Raw genomic sequence first — 16,549 nt, 5'->3', positions numbered from 1 at the left:
AAACCCTACGCATTGCGTGGGCAATTTTGGAAAAATACCCCTTGCTGGGTGGCATAAGCTTAGAACAAACCACCAGAGGCAGGTTGCCATGCGCGGCTCCCATAACAACAACGGTTTTTCTACCCGTGCCATTCATGAAGGCTACGATCCGCTGGCCCATGGCGGGGCTTTGGTGCCACCGGTGTACCAGACCGCTACCTATGCCTTTCCCTCGGTCGAATTCGGCGCTGCATGCTTTGCCGGGGAGCAGGCGGGGCACTTCTACAGCCGCATCTCCAACCCCACCCTGGCCTTGCTCGAACAGCGCATGGCCTCGCTGGAAGGCGGCGAGGCAGGCCTGGCCTTGGCGTCGGGCATGGGCGCGATCACCTCCACCCTGTGGACGCTGCTACGGCCGGGCGACGAGCTGATCGTCGGGCGTACGTTGTATGGCTGCACCTTTGCTTTCCTGCACCATGGCATCGGCGAGTTCGGGGTTAAGATCCATCACGTGGACCTTAACGACATCAAGGCGCTCAAGGCAGCGATCACGCGCAAGACACGGATGATCTACTTCGAAACCCCGGCCAACCCCAACATGCAACTGGTCGATATCGCTGCGGTGGCCGACGCCGCGCGTGGGCATGACGTGCATATCGTGGTCGACAACACCTATTGCACGCCTTATTTGCAGCGGCCTCTGGAAATGGGGGCCGACCTGGTAGTGCATTCCGCGACAAAATACCTGAGCGGCCATGGGGATATCACGGCGGGCCTGGTGGTCGGGCGCAAGGCGCTGATCGACCGGGTTCGCCTGGAAGGGCTGAAGGACATGACCGGCGCGGTGTTGTCGCCGCAGGACGCTTCGCTGCTGATGCGGGGCATCAAGACCTTGGCCTTGCGCATGGATCGCCATTGCGCCAATGCGCAGCAGGTGGCGGAGTTTTTAGCGAGCCAACCGCAGGTCGAGCTGATCCACTACCCAGGGCTGCCAGCGTTTGCACAACATGCGCTGGCCCAGCGCCAGATGCGCTTGCCAGGTGGAATGATTGCGTTCGAGCTCAAAGGCGGGATCGAGGCGGGGCGGCGCTTCATGAACGCCTTGCAGCTGTTTGCGCGGGCGGTGAGTTTGGGCGATGCCGAGTCGCTGGCCCAGCACCCGGCGAGCATGACGCATTCGAGCTATACGCCGCAGGAGCGTGCGCACCATGGGATTTCGGAGGGGTTGGTGCGCTTGTCGGTGGGGCTGGAGGATGTCGAGGACTTGATCGCGGATGTGAAGCAGGCGTTGGAGTCTTGCAGATAGGTGGCCTGGTCTGGCCCTATCGCCGGCAAGCCGGCTCCTACAGGTAGAGCGAGGGCCCCAAGGGCACTGGACTTTCCCCGGGAGCGAGCTTGCCTGGGAAGAAGCCGGTAAAACCAGCCCAAGAAAAAGGCCTCTCGCGAGGCCTTGTTTCATTTCAGCGCATCAGCGTTTGAGCCCGTAGCTCTCATCGAGCATGCCCGGCGAGTTCGGCGCTTTTGGCGCATAGTCGCGCGGTACTTCGGCGGTGTCCTTCGGCGGCGTCAGGCGGTCACGGGGTGCCTGGGCCGACTCGGAGTGCAGTGCAGCCAGCAGGCGCTGGCGAGTGACTTCATCAAGGGCCAGGCTATTGGCGCCTTCGGCCAGGTGATCCTGGACATCCTGGTAGCTCTGGGTCAGTTTCTTGACCAGCATGGCGGTGCTGTTGAAGTGGGTGACCACTTCGTTCTGGTAGCTGTCGAAGCGCTTCTGGATGTCGTCCAGTTGGCGCTGGGTGTTGGTCGGCGCAGCATTGGGCAGCAGGCGGGCCACGATGAAACCGACCGCCACACCGATGACCAGGGCCAGGGTTGGCAACAACCAAACAAGGAGCGAGAGTTCCACGAGTCCTTCCTCTATAAACGGCTTTGCTTTACGTTAACGGCTCAGACCTGCGCTGTATACCGCGAGCGATCGCAAATCAGAACAGAATTCCTCACCTAGACGAATCGACCCTCTTCGAGGTCACGGAGTAGTGCCTTGCTTGTCCGCGAAACCCCCTTGTTCATCGATGGCCCGATCGGCCAGCTGGAAGCCTTGTACCTGGACGTGGCCGATGCCCGCGGCGCGGTGTTGATCTGCCACCCCAACCCGGTCCAGGGCGGCACCATGCTCAACAAGGTGGTCTCGACCCTGCAGCGCACCGCCCGCGACGCCGGCTACGTGACCCTGCGCTTCAACTATCGCGGCGTCGGCCAGAGTGCCGGCAGCCATGACATGGGCGCCGGTGAGGTGGCCGATGCCGAGGCGGCGGCGGCCTGGTTGCGTGCCAAGCACCCCGAGCTGCCGTTGGTATTGATGGGCTTCTCGTTCGGCGGCTTTGTCGCCACCAGCCTGGCCGGTCGCCTGGAAGCCCAGGGTGTGACGCTGCAGCAGCTGTTCATGATCGCCCCGGCGGTGATGCGCCTGACCGCAGAGTTCCCGCTGCCGCAGCGCTGCCCGATTGCCGTGGTGCAGCCTGACGCCGACGAAGTCGTCGATCCGCAACTGGTTTACGAATGGTCCGACGCACTGGGGCGCCCCCATGAGCTGCTGAAAGTGGCAGAATGCGGACACTTCTTCCATGGCAAGCTGACCGATCTGAAGGATCTGCTGCTGCCGCGCCTTTCGAACTGAGCCAAGCCTGAATAAGCGAACACCCATGACCACGCGCATCCTCACCGGTATCACCACCACCGGCACCCCGCACCTGGGCAACTACGCCGGCGCCATCCGCCCGGCGATCGTCGCCAGCCAGCAGCCGGGTGTCGACTCGTTCTATTTCCTAGCCGACTACCACGCCCTGATCAAGTGCGACGACCCGTTGCGCATCCAGCGCTCGCGCCTGGAAATCGCCGCCACCTGGCTGGCCGGTGGCCTGGACCCGGCCAAGGTGACTTTCTACCGTCAGTCCGATATCCCCGAGATCCCCGAGCTGACCTGGCTGCTGACCTGCGTCGCCGCCAAGGGCCTGCTCAACCGTGCCCACGCCTACAAAGCCTCGGTGGACAAGAATCTGGAAACCGGCGAAGACCCGGATGCTGGCGTGACCATGGGCCTGTACAGCTACCCGGTGCTGATGGCTGCAGACATTCTGATGTTCAACGCCAACAAGGTGCCGGTCGGCCGTGACCAGATCCAGCACGTGGAAATGGCCCGCGACATCGGCCAGCGCTTCAACCACCTGTTCGGCCAGGGCAACGACTTCTTCGCCCTGCCCGAAGCGGTGATCGAGGAGAGCGTGGCGACCCTGCCGGGCCTGGACGGTCGCAAGATGTCCAAGAGCTACGACAACACCATCCCGCTGTTCACCAGCGCCAAGGACATGAAAGACGCCATCTCGCGCATCGTCACCGATTCGCGCGCACCTGGCGAAGCCAAGGATCCGGACAATTCGCACCTGTTCACCCTGTTCCAGGCCTTCTCGACGCCGTCGCAGTGCGCCGAGTTCCGCGAAGAGCTGCTGCAGGGTCTGGGCTGGGGCGAAGCGAAGCAACGCCTGTTCCAGCTGCTCGACGGCCAGCTGGCCGAGAAGCGCGAGCACTACCACCAGCTGATCTCGCGCCCGGCAGACCTGGAGGACATCCTCCTCGCCGGTGCCGCCAAGGCCCGCAAGATCGCCACCCCGTTCCTCGAGCAACTGCGTGAGGCCGTAGGCCTGCGTTCGTTCCGCAGCAGCGTGCAGGCCAGCACCGAAGTGAAGAAGAAAGCCGCCAAGAGCGCGCGCTTCGTCAGCTTCCGTGACGAAGACGGTAGCTTCCGTTTCCGCCTGCTGGCAGCCGATGGCGAGCAACTGCTGCTGTCGCGCAGCTTCGCCGACGGCAAGAGCGCCGGTGCCGTGAGCAAGCAGCTGCAGCAGGGCGGTGAAGCCGACGTGCGTGTTGACGGCCTCGGCTTCAGCCTGTGGCTGAACGACGAGCAGGTTGCCGACGGGCCGCAGTTCGACACAGCTGAAGCCCGTGATTCGGCCATCGAAAGTCTGCGTGTAGCGCTTCAGCCGCAACAAGACTGAGGCATATTGCCTGTAGGAGCGGGCTTGCCCGCGATCACCGGCGAAGCCGGTGCCATACAGCGTAAAAGTGCCTTGAATGAGGCATATTGACGCAAGTCGCATTGCCATTAAGCGGGCCTGTCGCTACAGTGACGGCCCGTTTTTTGTTGCCTCGCTAACGAAATCATGACGCCCCTAGAACGATATCAAGCAGATCTGAAACGTCCCGACTTCTTCCATGACGCGGCGCAGGAAACTGCGGTACGTCACCTGCAGCGTCTGTACGACGATCTCGTGCACGCGCAGAACAACAAGCCGGGCATGTTCGGCAAGCTGTTCGGCAAGAAGGAGCAGAAGCCAGTCAAAGGCCTGTACTTCTGGGGTGGAGTAGGGCGCGGCAAGACCTATCTGGTCGACACCTTCTACGAAGCGCTGCCGTTCAAGCAGAAGATGCGCACGCACTTCCACCGCTTCATGAAGCGCGTCCACGAGGAAATGAAGACCCTCAAGGGCGAGAAGAATCCGTTGACCCTCATCGCCAAGCGCTTCAGCGAAGAAGCCAAGGTGATCTGCTTCGACGAATTCTTCGTCTCCGACATCACCGATGCCATGATCCTCGGCACCCTGATGGAAGAGCTGTTCAAGAACGGCGTCTCGCTGGTGGCGACCTCCAACATCGTCCCTGACGGCCTGTACAAGGACGGCCTGCAGCGCGCACGCTTCTTGCCGGCCATCGCCATGATCAAGCAGTACACCGATGTGGTGAACGTCGACAGCGGCGTCGACTACCGCCTGCGCCACCTGGAGCAGGCCGAACTCTTCCACTTCCCGCTCAATGATGCGGCGCACCAGAGCATGCGCGCCAGCTTCAAGGCGCTGACGCCCGAGTGCACCCAGGCCGTCGAAAACGACGTGCTGATGATCGAAAATCGCCCGATCAATGCCCTGCGCACCTGCGACGACGTCGCCTGGTTCGACTTCCGCGCACTGTGCGACGGGCCGCGTAGCCAGAACGACTACATCGAATTGGGCAAGATCTTCCATGCCGTGTTGCTGAGCAACGTGGAGCAGATGGGGGTCACCACCGACGACATCGCCCGCCGCTTCATCAACATGGTGGACGAGTTCTACGACCGTAACGTCAAGCTGATCATCTCGGCCGAGGTGGAGCTGAAGGACCTGTACACCGGCGGGCGCCTGAGCTTCGAGTTCCAGCGGACCCTGAGCCGTTTGCTGGAAATGCAGTCGCACGAATTCCTGTCTCGCGCTCACAAGCCATAAGATCTTGGGGCCGCTTTGCGGCCCTTTCGCGACACAAGGCCGCTCCTACAGGAGATCGCATAACCCTTGTAGGAGCGGCCTTGTGTCGCGATGGGCTGCAAAGCAGCCCCATGGGCCTCAAGCCTCTTGCATGAACTGCTGCCGATATTGATTCGGCGACAACTCCGTGTGCTGGCGGAACAACCGCGCAAAGAAACTCGCATCGTCATAGCCGACCTCATAACTGATGGTCTTGATGCTCTTGCGCGTGCTCGACAGCAGCCCCTTGGCTGTCTCGATGCGTAACCGCTGCAGGTAGTGCAGCGGCTTGTCACCGGTCGCCCCCTGGAAGCGGCGCATGAAGTTGCGGATGCTCATGCCATGGTTGCGGGCCACGTCCTCGAAGCGGAACTTGTCGGCGAAGTGCTCCTCCAGCCAGTGCTGGATCTGCAGGATGATCAGGTCCTGGTGCAGCTTCTGGCCACCGAAGCCCATGCGCCCTGGCGTGTAGTTGCGCTGCACTTCGTAGAGAATGTCGCGGGCCACGGCGCGCGCCACATTGGCCCCGCAGAAGCGCTCGATCAGGTAGATGTAAAGGTCACAGGCTGAAGTAGTGCCGCCGGCGCAGTACAGGTTGTCGGCGTCGGTCAGGTGCTTGTCCTGATTCAGGCGGATCTTCGGGTAGCGCTCGGCAAAGCTGTTGAAGAAGCGCCAGTAGGTGGTCGCCTCCTTGCCATCGAGCAGGCCGGATTCGGCCAGCCAGAACACACCGCTGGCTTCGGCACACAACACGGCGCCACGGGCGTGCTGCTCGCGCAGCCATGGCAGCACCTGTGGGTAACGTTGCTGGAGGTTGTCGAAATCTTCCCAGAAGGCCGGGAGGATGATCACGTCGGCATCATCGAGGCCGCCATCGACCGGCAACTGCACATTGCTGAAGCTGTCCACCGGCTTGCCATCGGGGCTCACCAGGCGAATCTCGAACATGGGCTGCAAGCCCAGGCCCAGTTGCTTGCTGTAGCGCAGGCTGGCGAGATGGAAGAAATCCTTGGCTTGCATCAGGGTCGAAGCGAACACCTTGTCAATGGCCAGGATGCTGACGCGCCGCAGCGACGCGGAGGGTTGGGTAAACATCATTGTCATTGTTCTTATAGGGTAGAGTGGTCAATCACCGGCTGGATCGTCTTATGTTTTTTGTCGAGCTGCAAGCTTCGAGCTGCAAGCGGCAAGAAAAAAGCAGCGAGTGCAACACTCACTCTGACTTGCAGCTTGCAGCTTCGCTCAAGGCGCGGGGTTCGGCTGCTCCTGATGAATCGCTTCGATCGCCGCCAGTAGCTCATCGCTCAGGTTCAGCTCCAGGCTGTTGAGGTTGCTCTGAAGTTGCACCAGGTCGGTGGCACCGATGATGTTGCTGGTCACGAAGGGCTGGCGGGTGACGAATGCCAGGGCCATCTGCGCCGGGTCCAGCCCGTGTGCCTGGGCCAGTTGCACATAACGGCTGCAGGCCGCCACTGTCTGTGGGTTGGAGTAACGGGCGAAGCGGCTGAACAGGGTCAGGCGACCATTTTCTGGTCGCGCGCCATTTTCGTATTTGCCCGACAGCATGCCGAAGGCCAGCGGCGAGTAGGCCAACAGGCCGCACTGCTCGCGGATGGCCACTTCCGCCAGGCCCACCTCGAAGCTGCGGTTGAGCAGGTTGTACGGGTTCTGTATCGACACCGCCCGGGGCCAGCCGCGGGTTTCGGCCAGGTGCAGGAACTTCATGGTGCCCCACGGCGTTTCGTTGGATAGGCCAATGTGGCGGATCTTGCCTGCCCGCACCTGCTCGTCGAGCACCTCGAGGGTTTCTTCCAGCGGGGTGAACAGGTCATGCGCCAGGTGCTGGTAACCCAGCTTGCCGAAGAAATTGGTGCTGCGCTCCGGCCAGTGCAGCTGATACAGGTCGATACGGTCGGTCTGCAGGCGCTCAAGGCTTGCATCCAGCGCCGCGACGATATGCTGGCGGTTGTGCTTGAGCTGGCCGTCGCGGATGTGGCTGATACCGTTGCCGGGGCCTGCGACCTTGCTGGCGAGAATCCAGTCATCGCGGTCGCCGTGCTGGCGGAACCAGTTGCCGATGATGCGCTCGGTGGCGGCATAGGTCTCCGGGCGTGGCGGCACTGGGTACATTTCTGCGGTGTCGATGAAGTTGACCCCGCTGGTTTTGGCCAGCTTGATCTGGGCGAAGGCCTCGGCCTCATCGTTCTGCTCGCCCCAGGTCATGGTGCCCAGGCACAGGGCGCTGACATCGAGATCGGTACGGCCAAGCTTGCGGTATTCCATCGGGAAAACACTCCTAGGCAAAGACACCCATAAAAGCAGGTTGAAATTTTTCGCGCAATCTGGATAATTCGGCACCTCTCCGTGTGGCGGAAGTGATGCACCACCACGCAGGAAGAACCCCGTCGAACATTGGCGTGCCCGACCCGAGCCCCCAAAAGCGTCTGTGTTCGGCTGCGCGTTTGCCCTTGGCAAGCTGTGCACTATCCAGTAAGATTCGCCGTCTATTTTTCGCTGGGCGGCCTCTGAGGCTTTAGAGAATGAAAACTTTTACTGCTAAACCGGAAACAGTAAAGCGCGAGTGGTTCGTAGTCGACGCCGCTGGCCAGACCCTGGGTCGTCTGGCTACCGAAATCGCTAGCCGTCTGCGTGGCAAGCACAAACCAGAATACACCCCTCACGTTGACACCGGCGACTACATCGTCGTTATCAACGCCGAGCAAATCCGTGTAACTGGCGCCAAGTCTTCCGACAAGATGTACTACTCCCACTCCGGCTTCCCGGGCGGTATCAAGGAAATCAACTTCGAGAAGTTGATCGCCAAGGCCCCTGAGCGTGTTATCGAAACCGCGGTCAAAGGCATGCTGCCGAAGAACCCGCTGGGTCGCGACATGTACCGTAAGCTGAAAGTGTACGCGGGTGCTGCTCACCCACACACTGCTCAGCAGCCTCAAGAACTGAAGATCTAACGGGATAGTTCATTATGTCGGCGACTCAAAATTACGGCACTGGCCGTCGCAAGACCGCAACCGCTCGCGTTTTCCTGCGTCCGGGTACTGGTAACATCTCCATCAACAACCGTCCTCTGGACACCTTCTTCGGCCGCGAAACCGCTCGTATGGTTGTTCGCCAGCCGCTGGAGCTGACCGAGAGCACCGAGAAGTTCGACATCTACGTCACCGTTGCCGGTGGTGGTGTCAGCGGTCAAGCCGGTGCGATCCGTCACGGTATCACCCGCGCTCTGATGGAATACGACGAAACCCTGCGTGGCGCTCTGCGTCGTGCTGGCTACGTCACCCGCGACGCTCGTGAAGTCGAGCGTAAGAAAGTGGGTCTGCGTAAAGCGCGTAAGCGTCCTCAGTACTCCAAGCGTTAATACCGCTTCGGCAGTCGAAAAAAGCCCGGTTCCTTGGAACCGGGCTTTTTTTATGTCTTGAACTAACCTGTCAGCATGCCCGTGGTGTCCTGCCGCATAGACGCAGATCAAGCAAAGCGAGGGTTGTAGCCCATACCGGGGTTAATCACCTTGTCACTGTGTGGATTTGTTTCTTACCATGGCGGCCAATTTTGGGTGCCACAGACATTACCTAAGTACAGGCCTGATTCAACAGGCCAAGCAAGCTGATGGGAGAGGACTGAATGAGCAATGACGGCGTCAACGCAGGCCGGCGCCGCTTCCTCGTAGCCGCGACATCCGTGGTCGGGGCAGCGGGGGCAGTGGGGGCTGCGGTACCGTTCGTAGGGTCATGGTTTCCCAGTGCCAAGGCGAAGGCGGCTGGTGCACCGGTGAAGGTCAACATCGCCAAGGTTGAGCCTGGGCAGCAGATGGTGGCGGAGTGGCGCGGTCAGCCAGTGTTCATCGTGCGGCGAACGGACGAGATCCTGGGGAACCTCAAAAAGGTCACAGCCGAGCTCGCCGACCCTGAATCGAAGGCCTCCGTGCAGCCGGAGTACGTCGACCCCCAGGTGCGCTCGATCAAGCCGGAAATCCTCATTCTCGTAGGCCTGTGCACCCACCTTGGCTGCTCGCCGACCTTCCGCCCGGAAGTCGCGCCCGCCGACCTTGGGCCGAAATGGGTGGGGGGCTACTTCTGCCCCTGCCACGGTTCCCACTACGACTTGGCCGGGCGTGTCTACAAATCGCAGCCAGCACCTCTCAACCTGCCAGTGCCACCGCACTCTTACGAGTCGGATGACATCGTCGTCATCGGCGTCGACCAGGAGAAAGCATGATGAGCAAGTTCATGGACTGGATTGATGCTCGCTTCCCCGCCACCAAGATGTGGGAAGATCACCTGAGCAAGTATTACGCGCCCAAGAACTTCAATTTCCTGTATTTCTTCGGCTCGCTGGCCCTGTTGGTGCTGGTCAACCAGATCGTCACCGGTGTATGGCTGACCATGAGTTTCACGCCCTCGGCGGAAGAGGCCTTCGCGTCCGTCGAGTACATCATGCGGGACGTGGAATACGGCTGGATCTTGCGCTATTTGCACTCCACCGGCGCTTCGGCGTTCTTCGTGGTGGTCTACCTGCACATGTTCCGTGGCCTGCTCTATGGCTCCTACCAAAAGCCACGGGAGCTGGTCTGGCTGTTCGGTATGCTGATCTACCTGGCGCTGATGGCCGAGGCCTTCATGGGCTATCTGCTGCCCTGGGGGCAGATGTCGTACTGGGGAGCCCAGGTGATCATCTCGCTGTTCGGTGCAATCCCGGTGATCGGCGACGACCTCACCCAGTGGATCCGCGGTGACTACCTGATTTCTGGCATCACCCTCAACCGCTTCTTTGCGCTGCACGTAGTAGCCCTGCCGATCGTCATTCTCGGGCTGGTCGTGTTGCACATCCTCGCCTTGCACGAGGTGGGCTCGAACAACCCGGACGGGGTCGATATCAAGAAGAAAAAGGACGAAAACGGTATCCCGCTGGATGGTATTCCGTTCCACCCGTACTACACCGTGAAAGACATCGTCGGCGTGGTGGTGTTCCTGTTCGTCTTCTGTGCGGTAGTGTTCTTCTTCCCGGAAATGGGCGGCTACTTCCTGGAAAAACCCAACTTCGAACAGGCCAACGCGTTCAAGACGCCCGAGCATATCGCGCCGGTCTGGTACTTCACGCCGTTCTACGCGATTCTGCGTGCGGTGCCCGACAAGCTCATGGGCGTAATCGCCATGGGGGCGGCGATCGCCGTGCTGTTCGTGTTGCCTTGGCTCGACCGAAGCCCGGTACGCTCAATGCGCTACAAGGGCTGGATCAGCAAGGTCTTCCTGCTGGTGTTCTGCATTTCCTTCGTCATCCTTGGCATTTTGGGGGTGCTGGCACCTACCCCAGGCCGCACGCTGCTGTCGCAGGTGTGCACCGTGCTGTACTTCGCCTACTTCCTGTTGATGCCGTTCTACACAAGGCTTGAGAAGACCAAACCGGTTCCGGAAAGGGTGACTGGCTGATGAAAAAGTTGATTGCAGTATTTTTGCTGGCAGTGATGCCTGCCTTTACCTTTGCTGCCGGACCGGGGCTGGAGCTGGACAAAGTCGATATCGACCTGACGGACAAGGCTGCAATGCAGGATGGTGCGCGCACTTTCGCCAACTATTGCATGGGTTGCCACAGTGCCAAGTTCCAGCGTTACGAGCGTGTAGCGGATGACTTGGGAATACCCCATGAGCTGATGCTCGAGAAGCTGGTGTTCACCGGGGCCAAGATCGGCGACCACATGAACATCGGCATGAAGCCCGATGATGCCAAGACCTGGTTCGGTGCTGCGCCGCCTGACCTGACCCTGGTTGCCCGGGTGCGGGGTACCGATTGGCTGTACACCTACCTGCGCAGCTTCTATGAGGACAAATCGCGGCCTTATGGGGTCAACAACAAGGTATTCCCGAATGTCGGCATGCCCAATGTGCTGGTCGGGCTGCAGGGTAACCAGGTGATCGGGTGCAAGCAGGTGCAGAGGGTGGTCGATGGCAAGAAGCAATTCGACCCCTTGACCGGCAGCCCTTTGACCCATGAAGCGTGTGACCAGCTGACCATCACGCCGAATTCCGGTACCCTGACGCCTGAGCAGTTCGACGAGAAGGTCAAGAACCTGGTGACCTTCCTGGCCTATTCGGCCAACCCGGTCAAACTGGAAAGCCAGCGCATCGGCACCTATGTGTTGCTGTACCTGGCCTTCTTCTTCGTGTTCGCCTACTTGCTCAAGCGCGAATACTGGAAGGACGTGCACTGATCACGCAGTAGTTTCTGGTAGTTGAACGCGCCCTGGGCGCCCCCTCGTCTAAGCGAAGGGGCCTCCAGGGCGCGTTTGCATTTGCAGTTTCACAAGCATCCCCATGCGAGGAGGCGCTACATGGGCGCGACCATCAGGTTAGCCTGCTATTCCGACCCCGCTGATCATTATTCTCATCGGGTACGCCTGGTTCTCGCCGAGAAAGGTGTCAGCGTGCAGATCATCGACGTCGATCCCGGTCGTCTGCCACCCAAGCTGGGTGAAGTGAACCCTTACGGCAGCGTGCCGACCCTGGTCGATCGCGACCTGGCGTTGTATGAATCGACCGTGGTGATGGAGTACCTCGAGGAGCGTTATCCGCATCCGCCGCTGATGCCGGTGTATCCGGTGGCGCGTGGTAACAGCCGCTTGTTGATGCATCGCATTCAGCGTGATTGGTGCGTGCTGGCCGATACCGTGCTCGACTCGCGCAGCAGTGATGCCGCCCGTGCCGAGGCGCGCAAGGCGCTGCGTGAGAGCCTGACGGGCGTCTCGCCCTTGTTCAATGAGTTCGCTTGCTTCATGAGCGATGAGCAAAGCCTGGTCGATTGTTGTCTATTGCCCATACTCTGGCGTTTGCCGGTACTGGGTATCGAATTGCCGCGGCAAGCAAAGCCGCTGCTGGATTACATGGAGCGACAGTTCGCCCGCGAGCCTTTCCTGGCGAGCCTGTCTTCCGTTGAACGTGAAATGCGCAAGCTTTAAGGAGCCGTTGATGAACTCCAGTCGCCCCTATCTGGTTCGAGCACTGTACGAGTGGATCGTCGACAACGATTGCACGCCCCATATGCTGGTCAATGCCGAATACCCGGCAGTCCAGGTGCCGCAAGGTTTCGCCAGTGACGGCCAGATCGTCCTGAACATCTCCCCAAGTGCCGTGCGCAGCCTGCACATGGACAACGATGCGGTGAGCTTCGAAGGGCGCTTCGGTGGTGTTGCCCACTCGTTGTTCGTGCCGGTCGGCGCAATTCTGGGCATATATGCCCGCGAGAACGGCCAAGGCATGGTCTTCGAGCTGGAGCCTCCGTTGATGGACGGTGAAGAGCCGGAAGATGAGGGTGTCGAGCCGGACGACGACGGCCCGCCGGAAGGGGGTGGCCAGCCGCCGCGTCCGTCTGGTCGGCCGAGCCTGAAGGTGGTCAAGTAGCGAAAAAAGGCGATCCGTCAGGGTCGCCTTTTTCTTTGCTGCGCGGTGACGGTTACAGGTCGCTGATGGTGCGGATCTGGTCACGGTTAACGCGGGTCTGTTTACCGTCGAGCTGCTGGAATTCGTAGAAGCCGGACTCCTGATCGAACGTCGGCTCGTCAACGGTCTGGAACTCGCGACCGTCGTTCAGGGTAATCAGGCTAGGGGTGGAGCAGCCGGCCAGGGTGGCGAAGGCGCCGATCAGTAGGGCGGGCAGCAGAAGCTTTTTCATACGGTGTTTCCTGAAGTTGCGAAGGTAGAGCGATCAGGTTGCCTGTACCAGCGCCCAAGGGCCGGTGCAGGCAAGGGTGTCAGTCGATGTACTCGAACAGCTTGACGATCTTTTGCACGCCCGACACGCCCTGTACCACGGCGGTGGCGGAGTTGGCTTCCTGCTGAGTAACCAGGCCGAGCAGGTAGACGATACCGTTCTCGGTGATCACTTTGATGCGCGAGCTGGGCACGGCATTGTCGGTGAGCATCTGGGTCTTGATCTTGGTGGTCAGCCAGGCGTCGTTATTGCGTGCAAGGATCGAGGAGGGTTGCATTACCTGCAGCTCGTTATGCACCCGCTTGACCCGCTGCACCTGGCTGGCGGTCTGCTCGGCCAGGCTCTTGAGGTCGGCGCGCGGGGTTTGGCCGGCGAGCAGGACAATGCCGTTGTAGCTGCTGACGACGATGTGTGAGCCTTCGTCCAGATCAGGGCTGGCTTTCGCGATGTTTACCGAGGCCTTGGTTTCGATCAGCGAGTCATCGATCTTGCTGCCGATGGTGCGAGTGCCGCGATCATCCTCGATAGGCGAATTGCGGGTCGAGGTCAGTACCGAGCTGCAGCCGGTGACGCTCAGGCACAGGGTCAGGGCCATCAGGCCGAGGCGCTTGGGGATCATTCTTCACTCCCGAACAGTTGGCTGTCGATCAGATCACACAGGCAGTGGATCGCCAGCAGGTGGACTTCCTGGATGCGTGCAGTGACCGTCGAGGATACGCGGATCTCCACGTCCTCGGGCAACAGCAGCGAAGCCATGCCGCCACCGTCACGCCCGGTCAATGCTACGACAATCATTTCGCGATCATGTGCCGCCTGGATCGCTTGAATCACGTTTGCCGAGTTGCCGCTGGTCGAAATCGCCAGCAGCACGTCGCCGGGCTGGCCGAGGGCGCGAATCTGCTTGGAGAAGATTTCGTTGTAGCTGTAGTCGTTGGCAATCGAGGTCAGCGTCGAGCTGTCGGTGGTCAGGGCGATCGCCGGCAGGCTCGGACGCTCACGCTCAAAGCGGTTGAGGAGTTCCGACGAGAAATGCTGGGCGTCGCCGGCCGAGCCGCCGTTGCCGCAGGCGAGCATCTTGCCCTCGTTGAGCAGCGCATTGACCATGACCAGGCTGGCCTGCTCGATGTGCGGTGCCAGGATGTCCATTGCCTGTTGCTTGGTATCGATGCTGGCCTGGAACAGCCGGCGAATTCGGGATTGCATGTCCATCTGGTGACCTTAAATGGGGCGGTGGCCTTTGCTACACGCAACAGGGACCAGCCCGCGAAACATAGAGCAATAAAAGGGGAGTGGGTTCAGCATTCGAAGGCGTTTTTCAGCCATTGAAGCGGCCTGCCTGCGTGGTGGCTACCCTGCAAGGCGACAACATCGAAGCGGCACGGGTGGTTGGCCCAGCAAGACTCCTTCAGCAGAAAAAGGCTGGCGGCATGCACCAGTCGCTTCTGCTTGCGCCCGTCGATACTGCCGAGGGCGCCACCGAAGCCCGCGTGCAGCCGATAGCGGACTTCGACGAATACTACTGTATCGGTGTCGAGCATGACCAGATCAAGCTCGCCACCTTTGCATCGCCAATTACGCGTCAGCAGTTGCAGGCCTTGCCCTTGAAGAAATTCAAGGGCTTGGTTTTCTGCGGCATGGCCGGCGCTGGTTGGCGATGCTTGGGGCATCAGCGGAGGGTATCGGGCAGGCGCTTGACCTGGCCGCCAGAGAATTCAGCCCACGGCAGCTGGCGCTCGATGCGCTGGCTGGCGTTCATGCTCAGGCTGCCCGATAGGCCCTGCACACGGTTGTCCGGCAGCGCTTTGAGCTGGCCCAGGCGGGGCGCCAGGCTATAGGCGTCTACACCCATGGCATACAGGCGGCCCAGGCTGCCAGCGGCTTGTGGCCACTGCTGGACCACCTGCTGACGCAGGCTGTTGGTGGTGTCGAGCAGCCACGGGGTTTCGCAGAAACGGATGCCGTTCATGTCCTTGTACTGGTTGACGTCACCGCTGGCGCTGTACAGGTTCGAGGTGGCATAGACCGGAACGTCGCCAGCGTACTGGAAGTTCAGGGTTGGCTTGATCTGCTGCGCCTGTTGCGGGGTCGAGGCGAGGAAGATGAAGTCGATGTCCTGGCGGCGCGAGGGTTGCGCAGCAATGGTGCCGCCCACCGTGCTCTGCAGGCTCTGTGCGCGGCCTTCGCTCTGGCGCAGTTGGAACAGATTGGCGATCTGTTGGGCCAGGGCAACTGGCTGGGCGATGCGTTCGGCGGCGAGGATGGTGCCGCCATTGCCTTCCCAATCCTGGCGGAACGCGGCAAGCACGCGGTCGCCCCATTCACCGCTCGGCACCAGGGCCACCGCGCGAACCATGCCATCGGCGCGGGCGCGGCGCGACACTTCGCGGGCTTCGTCCTCAGCAGCCAGGCCGAACTGGAAAAGTTGTGGCGGGGCGGTCTGGCCGGCGTCAGCGTAATTCAGGGCGAGGGTGGTGATGGGCAGCTGGGCATTGGCGGCCAGTTTCTTGACCAGCGCTTTTTCCAGCGGGCCGACTACCAGTTGCACGCCATCGGCCTGGGCCTGGCGATAGAAGTCGTCCAGCGAGCCGATGCGTGAGCTGTCATACACCTGTACGGCCGGTGCTTGCTGGCCCGCCTGCTGGGCCTGGAAGTGCGCGGCCATGAAGCCGTCACGCAGGGCGCGGGCGACACCGGCAAGCGGGCCTTCCTGGGGTAGCAGCAGGCCGATCTTGGTCAGCGGCTGGCTTGCCAGCTCCTTGAGCTTGACCAAGGCCGATGGCAGCTCCAGTGCCGCAGGATGGTCTGGGTGTTGCTGGCGCCAGGTCTCGATCGCGGCCTGCTGCTGCTCCAGCGTGCCAGCGCTTTTCACAGCCAGGGCCAGGCTGGTCCAACCGGCCAGGGTCTGGTCGCCAGCGGGCTGCTGCAGTTGCTCTGCCGGCAGCGAGGCGACCAAGGCCCAGATCGCGTCATTGTTGGCGGCGGCAGCCTGGCCGCTGAGCAGTGGGGCCAGCATCACGCGCTGTTGCGCAGCGGCCAGGGCTTGACCGTCGGCTTCCAGGGCGGCGGCGTGGACGCTATACGTGCGCACCTGCTGCTCTGCCGGCAATTGGCCGAGGTGCTGCAGGCTAGGGTGCGACAAGGCGCTGAGGGCGGCTTTGGGCTGGTTGCGGCTCATGGCCAGTTCGGCGCCCAGTGTGGCGGCGAAGATCTGCTGGGCAGGCTTGAGCGTATCCATGGGGACCTGCTCGAGAATGCGTGCCGCGCGCGGGTAGTCCTTCTGCTTGTATGCCAGGTCGGCAGCGCTCAGGCGCAGCAGGGCGGCATCTTCGGCAGACGTGCTGGCCGCCGCTTTTTCGAGCAGTTGCTCGATGCTGGCGTCCGGCGTGCGTGGCAGCTCTCCGAGGCTGGATGAGGGCGAGCTGGCGCAGGCTGCCAGCAAGGCAGCGAGGCAGAGGGCTGTGAGCAGCCGCAGGCAAGCGATCATGTAAAGGTCCTGTTACTCGATCAAGTTGGCCGGCAAT

At 61.3% G+C, this 16,549-nt stretch carries 19 protein-coding genes; 11 read left to right on the top strand and 8 right to left on the bottom strand.

All coding sequences use genetic code 11. The features are described from left to right. Positions 1–88: 88 nt before the first annotated feature. Complete coding sequence (locus ACIPZH_RS15155) at positions 89–1,285, top strand: methionine gamma-lyase (protein WP_400636716.1); 1,197 nt, start codon at positions 89–91, stop codon at positions 1,283–1,285. 162 nt (positions 1,286–1,447) lie between these two features. Here the strand turns inward: ACIPZH_RS15155 and ACIPZH_RS15150 are convergent, their stop codons facing one another. Then, entirely contained in the window at positions 1,448–1,885 is a 438-nt protein-coding gene (locus ACIPZH_RS15150) for a YhcB family protein (protein ID WP_012312843.1), read from the bottom strand. Positions 1,886–2,020: 135 nt separating this feature from the next. Here ACIPZH_RS15150 and ACIPZH_RS15145 point away from each other — a divergent pair, with 135 nt between their 5' ends. From ACIPZH_RS15145 to zapE, 3 genes are all read left to right on the top strand, one after another. Then, entirely contained in the window at positions 2,021–2,656 is a 636-nt protein-coding gene (locus tag ACIPZH_RS15145) for an alpha/beta hydrolase (protein ID WP_241804703.1), read from the top strand. Positions 2,657–2,681: 25 nt separating this feature from the next. Continuing rightward, on the top strand, positions 2,682–4,031 hold the full coding sequence (locus tag ACIPZH_RS15140) for a tryptophan--tRNA ligase (protein ID WP_241804704.1): 1,350 nt from the start codon (positions 2,682–2,684) through the stop codon (positions 4,029–4,031). Positions 4,032–4,196: 165 nt separating this feature from the next. Beyond that, positions 4,197–5,291 carry a cell division protein ZapE gene (gene zapE, locus ACIPZH_RS15135; RefSeq protein ID WP_400636715.1) on the top strand — a complete coding sequence of 365 codons (1,095 nt, stop codon included), beginning with the start codon at positions 4,197–4,199 and terminating at the stop codon, positions 5,289–5,291. A 117-nt stretch (positions 5,292–5,408) separates the two neighbouring features. Here the strand turns inward: zapE and ACIPZH_RS15130 are convergent, their stop codons facing one another. Beyond that, positions 5,409–6,329, bottom strand: a complete 921-nt coding sequence (locus ACIPZH_RS15130) for a GlxA family transcriptional regulator (RefSeq protein ID WP_241804922.1) — start codon at positions 6,327–6,329, stop codon at positions 5,409–5,411. Positions 6,330–6,551: 222 nt separating this feature from the next. Next, entirely contained in the window at positions 6,552–7,592 is a 1,041-nt protein-coding gene (locus tag ACIPZH_RS15125) for an NADP(H)-dependent aldo-keto reductase (RefSeq protein ID WP_400627603.1), read from the bottom strand. Between the two features lie 257 nt (positions 7,593–7,849). Here ACIPZH_RS15125 and rplM point away from each other — a divergent pair, with 257 nt between their 5' ends. The 7 genes from rplM (at position 7,850) to ACIPZH_RS15090 (ending at position 12,718) form a co-directional block, all read left to right on the top strand. After that, positions 7,850–8,278, top strand: a complete 429-nt coding sequence (gene rplM / locus ACIPZH_RS15120; RefSeq protein ID WP_008097538.1) for a 50S ribosomal protein L13 — start codon at positions 7,850–7,852, stop codon at positions 8,276–8,278. A 14-nt stretch (positions 8,279–8,292) separates the two neighbouring features. Further along, a complete protein-coding gene (gene rpsI / locus ACIPZH_RS15115) occupies positions 8,293–8,685 on the top strand; it encodes a 30S ribosomal protein S9 (RefSeq protein ID WP_012312849.1) in 393 nt (130 codons plus the stop codon). Positions 8,686–8,948: 263 nt separating this feature from the next. After that, entirely contained in the window at positions 8,949–9,542 is a 594-nt protein-coding gene (gene petA / locus ACIPZH_RS15110; protein WP_039604011.1) for a ubiquinol-cytochrome c reductase iron-sulfur subunit, read from the top strand. Then, positions 9,542–10,753: a cytochrome bc complex cytochrome b subunit gene (locus ACIPZH_RS15105; protein ID WP_241804923.1), complete on the top strand. Its 1,212-nt coding sequence runs from the start codon at positions 9,542–9,544 to the stop codon at positions 10,751–10,753. Before petA ends, ACIPZH_RS15105 begins: the two co-directional genes overlap by 1 nt. Beyond that, positions 10,753–11,532 carry a cytochrome c1 gene (locus ACIPZH_RS15100; RefSeq protein ID WP_267821134.1) on the top strand — a complete coding sequence of 260 codons (780 nt, stop codon included), beginning with the start codon at positions 10,753–10,755 and terminating at the stop codon, positions 11,530–11,532. The genes ACIPZH_RS15105 and ACIPZH_RS15100 overlap by 1 nt, the downstream gene beginning before the upstream one ends. Before the next feature lie 120 nt (positions 11,533–11,652). After that, positions 11,653–12,276: a glutathione S-transferase N-terminal domain-containing protein gene (locus ACIPZH_RS15095; protein ID WP_241804707.1), complete on the top strand. Its 624-nt coding sequence runs from the start codon at positions 11,653–11,655 to the stop codon at positions 12,274–12,276. 10 nt (positions 12,277–12,286) lie between these two features. Beyond that, positions 12,287–12,718: a ClpXP protease specificity-enhancing factor gene (locus ACIPZH_RS15090; protein ID WP_241804708.1), complete on the top strand. Its 432-nt coding sequence runs from the start codon at positions 12,287–12,289 to the stop codon at positions 12,716–12,718. Between the two features lie 52 nt (positions 12,719–12,770). Here the strand turns inward: ACIPZH_RS15090 and ACIPZH_RS15085 are convergent, their stop codons facing one another. The 5 genes from ACIPZH_RS15085 to ACIPZH_RS15065 all read right to left on the bottom strand — a co-directional run bounded on the left by ACIPZH_RS15085 (position 12,771) and on the right by ACIPZH_RS15065 (position 16,512). Continuing rightward, on the bottom strand, positions 12,771–12,989 hold the full coding sequence (locus ACIPZH_RS15085; RefSeq protein ID WP_241804709.1) for a YgdI/YgdR family lipoprotein: 219 nt from the start codon (positions 12,987–12,989) through the stop codon (positions 12,771–12,773). A gap of 79 nt (positions 12,990–13,068) precedes the next feature. Further along, positions 13,069–13,647 (bottom strand): BON domain-containing protein, encoded by a 579-nt coding sequence (locus ACIPZH_RS15080; RefSeq protein ID WP_241804710.1) that lies wholly within the window; start codon positions 13,645–13,647, stop codon positions 13,069–13,071. Next, positions 13,644–14,237: a phosphoheptose isomerase gene (locus tag ACIPZH_RS15075; RefSeq protein WP_400636714.1), complete on the bottom strand. Its 594-nt coding sequence runs from the start codon at positions 14,235–14,237 to the stop codon at positions 13,644–13,646. Before ACIPZH_RS15075 ends, ACIPZH_RS15080 begins: the two co-directional genes overlap by 4 nt. A gap of 86 nt (positions 14,238–14,323) precedes the next feature. Continuing rightward, complete coding sequence (locus ACIPZH_RS15070) at positions 14,324–14,695, bottom strand: YraN family protein (protein WP_039605078.1); 372 nt, start codon at positions 14,693–14,695, stop codon at positions 14,324–14,326. After that, positions 14,695–16,512 (bottom strand): penicillin-binding protein activator, encoded by a 1,818-nt coding sequence (locus tag ACIPZH_RS15065; protein ID WP_400636713.1) that lies wholly within the window; start codon positions 16,510–16,512, stop codon positions 14,695–14,697. Before ACIPZH_RS15065 ends, ACIPZH_RS15070 begins: the two co-directional genes overlap by 1 nt. Positions 16,513–16,549: the final 37 nt, after the last annotated feature.

The sequence above is a fragment of the Pseudomonas sp. NPDC089758 genome (assembly GCF_044748705.1).
GTDB classification, from domain to species: Bacteria; Pseudomonadota; Gammaproteobacteria; order Pseudomonadales; family Pseudomonadaceae; genus Aquipseudomonas; species Aquipseudomonas putida_X.
This window is presented reverse-complemented; position numbering and strand designations above follow the sequence as displayed.